This window comes from Skermanella sp. (assembly GCF_059503625.1).
In genome coordinates this window covers 1-4,972 of the sequence record NZ_JCACHA010001164.1, presented here as the reverse complement: position 1 = coordinate 4,972, position 4,972 = coordinate 1, and the positions used below count along the sequence as shown (strand labels likewise).

Genomic DNA, 4,972 nt, shown 5'->3' with positions numbered 1-4,972 from the left:
TGGGAAGTGCGGGGCTACCATAACCGGGGCGATCCCTGGAGCGAGGAGCGGTATTCGGAGCCGGAATGAACGGCGGCTTCGGCAGCTTGCGGACCGAAGTCTCATTCCATGTCCACATGCTGCTTCAGCTTAGTCAGAAATTTCAGCAGCGACTCCTCGGGGCTGGGACCTTCCTCACTCAGCACCGTAATGCCCCACTTGCTTAAAACCGCTTCCTCCACCGGATTGGGGCTGATCATGAAGACGAAGGACTGCGGCCGGTTCCTCTCGTACTCGGAGTGATGCCATGTCTGCCAGAGCCGGTGCAGCAAAAGCCGGATGTTCATGTCGCGCATGCTGTATCCGATAAACAGGATCGTCCTGCCAAGCGCATCGGCCCGGAATTTGATGTCCAGAGGCGAGTCGAAGCTCAGCCTGTTCAGGTAGTCGCTTTCGGTTACGACGAGGGACTGGTCGTCGTCGAAATCCCCATGGAATTTCACGATCTGGGTAACGCCTTCCTTTATCGTGGCGATGTCGCGCGTATTCACGATCTTCACGAAATCCTTGCGGTGCAGGTTATGGGCGACCTCCAGGTTCCGATCGTAGTTCGTGGTGTAGATGATCGGAAAATCCAGTTCGACGATAAGCTGATGAACGGTCGAGTCCCGGATCTTCTGTTCCGAAACGAACCAGTTGCGATCCATCCAACTCCTCAACGGGCCGATGCTGCCTTGCTTCAGACGAAAATATTCGGCCAGGATCGGGTAGTCGAAACGGCCGTCCTTGAGCGGCATGTCGTCATCGAAGCCAAACTCCCTGCCCATGCGGATGATCAGCTCGCGCCAGGGCGGCAAACCCACGCTGATCGACAGTCCCGCCCCGGCGAATAGAATCGCGCGGCGCGACTTGATCGAAGCCGCCAGATCCTGGATAGATCCCGACATCTAAGGGTTCGTGTCCTACTCAGTGGTGCAATGCATAAGCACTATCTTATGGATCGGGAACATGGCCGCTCCGACTCCGTTCCCTGGTCGAAGCGCTCCAGTGAAATGAAGCTGCGCCACGGGACACTCCCTCGACCTGAGCAGCGGGAAACGGCGACATGATCGATTTTGCGACAAGAGCGTATAATCAAAGCTTCAACATCGATCCCGTCATACGGTCCCTGCTGGACACCGACGTCTACAAGCTGCTCATGCTCCAGTTCGTCTGGAAGTGGTATCCGGACATTCCCGTGACCTTCTCCCTGATCAACCGCACGCGCAACGTCCGCCTCGCCGACGTCATCGATCGGGCGGAACTGAAGGACCAGCTCGACCATACCCGCTCCCTGGGCTTCACGGAGAGCGAGACGGTCTGGCTGGCGGGCAACAAGCTCTACGGCCGGCGCGATCTGTTCGATCCCGACTTCATCGAGTTCCTTCGGGGTTACCGGCTGCCGGACTATCACTGCGAGATGAAGGACGGCCAGTACGAGCTGACCTTCACCGGGTCCTGGGTGGACGTGACCCTGTGGGAGATCTTCGCCCTTACCATCATCAACGAACTGCGCAACCGCGGCCGCCGGTCGCGCGATCCTTCGGCCCGCACCGGCCTCAACCGGCTTAGCAAGTACGAGCTGGACAAGCTCTATACCCTTGCCAAGACGAAGCTGTGGGCCAAGCTCGACCGGCTGCGCGGCGTGGAGGGGCTGAGCATATCGGATTTCGGCACCCGCAGGCGCCACAGCCATCTATGGCAGGAATGGGCGATCCTGGCGGCGGCGGAAGAACTCGGCCCAGCCTTCCTCGGCACTTCCAACGCCTTCTTCGCCCACAAGCACGGCTTCGAGGCGATCGGCACGAACGCGCACGAGCTGCCAATGGTCCTCGCCACCTTGGCGAAGACCGACGCGGAGCTGAAGGAGTCGCAGTACACGGTCCTGGATCGGTGGCAGCAGACCTATGCGGGAGCGCTGCTGGTCATGCTTCCCGATACCTACGGCTCGACCCAGTTCCTGCGCGACGCTCCCGATTGGGCCAAGCGATGGACGGGCATCCGCATCGACAGCAAGGACCCTTTCGCCGCCGGCGAGGAAGCGATCGCGTGGTGGAAATCGCACGGCTGCGATCCCTGCGAAAAGCGCGTCCTTTTCTCGGACGGCCTCGATGTCGGGCAGATCCTCGCCCTGCACAAGCATTTTCACGGTAGGGTCCGCGACGGCTATGGCTGGGGGACTTTGCTGACCAACGATTTCCGGGACTGCCATCCCTCGGGCCGCGGCGAACTGGACCCGATCTCGCTGGTCTGCAAGGTGACGGCGGCCAACGGACGCCCGGCCGTGAAGCTGAGCGACAACTATCTCAAGGCATCCGGACCGCCGGAGGAGATCGAACGCTATCGCGCCGTCTTCGGCACCGCGGGGGTCGAGAACGCGCCGCTCGTCGTTTGACTGCCCACCGTTCTGTCTTCCGGTGCTTCAGCCCAGATCCAGCGCCGGCAGGTCGAACTGGGTGCGGGCGAGCTGGTAGTACATTCCCGTGTAGTTGTTTTCCTTCAGGAATTCCTTGTCGGTCAACTGCTGGTGCGTGCCCTGTTCCTGGACCTTGCCGTCGCGGATGAAGCAGATGCGGTCGCTGTCCATCACGGTGGTCAGGCGGTGGGCAATGGTGATCGAGGTGCGGTTGACCAGGACGCTTTTCAATTCCTGGGTGATGCGGGCCTCGGATTCGTTGTCGAGCGCGCTGGTTGCCTCGTCGAAGATCATGATCTTGGGACGGCGGTAGAGCGCACGGGCGATGCCGACGCGCTGGCGCTGGCCGCCCGACAGGCCCATGCCCTTTTCGCCGATGCGGGTCTGGTAGCCTAGCGGGGAATTGATGATGAAGTCTTCGGACCCCGCCATCTTGGCCGCTTCCAGCACCGCCTGCATGTCCGGCTCCGGGTCGCCCAGCGCTATGTTCTCCGCCACGGTGCCGCCGAAGATGAAGGTGTCCTGAAGCACCACGCCGATGTTCCGGCGGAGCGAGTTCAGGTCCATCGTCCTGATGTCCTTGCCGTCGATCGTCAGGTCGCCGGAGGTCGGCTTGTAGAAGCCCAGGACCATCTTGGCGATCGTGCTCTTGCCGCAGCCGGACGGGCCGACGAAGGCGACGTGCTCGCCGGGCGAGATCGTCAGGTCGAAGCCGTGCATCACCGACCGCTTCTGATCGTTGGTGTTGTAGCTGAAATTGACCTTGTCGAACTTGATCTCGCCTTCGAGCTGGCGGACCTGGGTCTGGATCTTGTCGGGGCTCGAGATCGTCGCATGCTCCGACTTGACGTTCAGCACGTCGCCGACGCGGTCGATGGCGATGCGGACCTCCTGAAGCTCGTTCCACAGATTGACCATCTGGGTCACCGGGCCGGTGACGAGGCCCATCAGCATGTTGAAGCCCATCAGCTCGCCGATGCTCATTTCGCTGTTCATCACCTGATTGGCGCCGATCCACAGCACGGCGATGCTGGACGCCAGGGTCGCCAGCTTGAACAGGCTGTTCGACATCAGGCTCAGCTTCTGCTGGCGGAAGCTGCGGTTGACGTTCTCGACGAAGGCGTTTTCCCAGCGGGCGCGGGCGAAATACTCGTTGCTGGTCGCCTTCAGCGCCTCGATCCCGTTCATGGATTCGATCAGGTAGGACTGGGACTGGGCGTTGGTGATGAAGATTTCCTGGGCGATGGCTTTGATCTTGGGCGTGAAATACACGACGATGCCGATATAGATCGGGATGAAGAACACCACGATCAGGCTGAGCGGCACCGAGTAGGCGAACATCATCAGGAAATACAGCACGATCATCAGCGTGTTCATCAGCACGGTGATGGTCGAGCCGGTCAGGATGGCGCGGATCTTCTGGTTCTCGCCGAAGCGGGCGAGGATTTCGCCCTTGTTCTTGGTCAGGAAGAAGTCCATCGGCAGGCTCAGCACATGCCGGTAGAATTCCGACATCAGCCGCATGTCCAGCCGCGACGTGGTGTGGGCCAGCAGCAGGCTCTGCACGACGGACATGGCGGTGGTCAGCACCGCGACCAGCACCATGCCGCCCAGCATCATGTTGAGCAGACCGACATCGTGGTGGACGACCACGTTGTCCACGATCGTCTGGACGAACAGCGGCGAGGCCAGACCCAACACGTTGATGACGACGGCGGCAAGCACCGCCTCGCCGTAGTATTTCTTGTACGGCAGGATGTAGTTGACGAAGTGGCGGATGGAGGACTTGGCGTCCTCCTCCTTCTCGAACTTGACCGTCGGCTCCAATGCTATCATCACGCCGCAGTCGGGCCGCTTGTCGACCACGCCGGCGACATCGGCCGAAGTCCACGACGTCAGGAACTCGTCGCGCTTGACCTTGCGGATGCCGCCTGCCGGGTCGGCGATCTCGACCTCCTTGTCGGAGACCTTGAGCAGGACGATCCAGTGGTAGCCCTGCCACCCGAGGATCGCGGGCAATCTCACGGTCTTCAGGCTGGCATAGGGGATCGAGTAGCCCTTGGCGCGGAAGCCCAGCGTCTCGGCGCCCCGGATGATCGCGTCGGGCGTCGTCTCGTCGGTGTTGAGGCCGGTGACCTCCTGCATCTGGCCTAGCGTGAACTTGCGGCCGTAGAACCCCATCACCATGGCAAGGCAGGCCGCCGCCGCGTCGGCCTGGGTGTTCTGGCGGACGACGGCGAGCTTGGTGGTCTCCTTGACCTTCGAGGTCGCGCGGAACTCATCCTCGCTCAGTCCCTCCGCCAGCTTGATGCGGAGATCGACGCCCTCCGCGCGCTTGCGCGACGCGATCTCGTCGGCTTCCAGCTGCTCGACGTCGCGGGCGCGCTGGATCAGCCGCTGCTGGAGTTCGGGGTTGAGGTTGAGGATGCGCTCGACCGTCTGCTGATAGATCACCAGCACGGTCGCGTCGGTCACGGCGCGGGCGGTATAGGTCTGGATGCCGCGCGGGGTCCGGCGGGGCAGGGCTCCCATCTCGCC

At 61.8% G+C, this 4,972-nt stretch carries 3 protein-coding genes; 1 reads left to right on the top strand and 2 read right to left on the bottom strand.

Annotation, left to right across the window (positions count from 1 at the left end; all coding sequences use genetic code 11):
* Window positions 1-101 precede the first annotated feature (101 nt).
* Window positions 102-926 carry an SIR2 family protein gene (locus AC5JJ6_RS41235; protein WP_496047615.1) on the bottom strand — a complete coding sequence of 275 codons (825 nt, stop codon included), beginning with the start codon at window positions 924-926 and terminating at the stop codon, window positions 102-104.
* A 158-nt stretch (window positions 927-1,084) separates the two neighbouring features.
* Between AC5JJ6_RS41235 and pncB the strand changes: the two genes are divergently transcribed.
* Window positions 1,085-2,413: a nicotinate phosphoribosyltransferase gene (gene pncB / locus AC5JJ6_RS41230; protein ID WP_496047614.1), complete on the top strand. Its 1,329-nt coding sequence runs from the start codon at window positions 1,085-1,087 to the stop codon at window positions 2,411-2,413.
* A gap of 27 nt (window positions 2,414-2,440) precedes the next feature.
* Here pncB and AC5JJ6_RS41225 read toward each other — a convergent pair.
* Window positions 2,441-4,972 (bottom strand): ABC transporter transmembrane domain-containing protein (locus tag AC5JJ6_RS41225; RefSeq protein ID WP_496047613.1); only part of this gene is annotated, 2,532 nt, incomplete at its 5' end.

What these genes read in the sequence shown, in the direction of transcription:
- AC5JJ6_RS41235 (WP_496047615.1), bottom strand. Translation starts at nt 926, where the DNA reads ATGTCGGGATCTATCCAGGATCTGGCGGCTTCGATCAAGTCGCGCCGC.
- pncB (WP_496047614.1), top strand. Translation starts at nt 1,085, where the DNA reads ATGATCGATTTTGCGACAAGAGCGTATAATCAAAGCTTCAACATCGAT.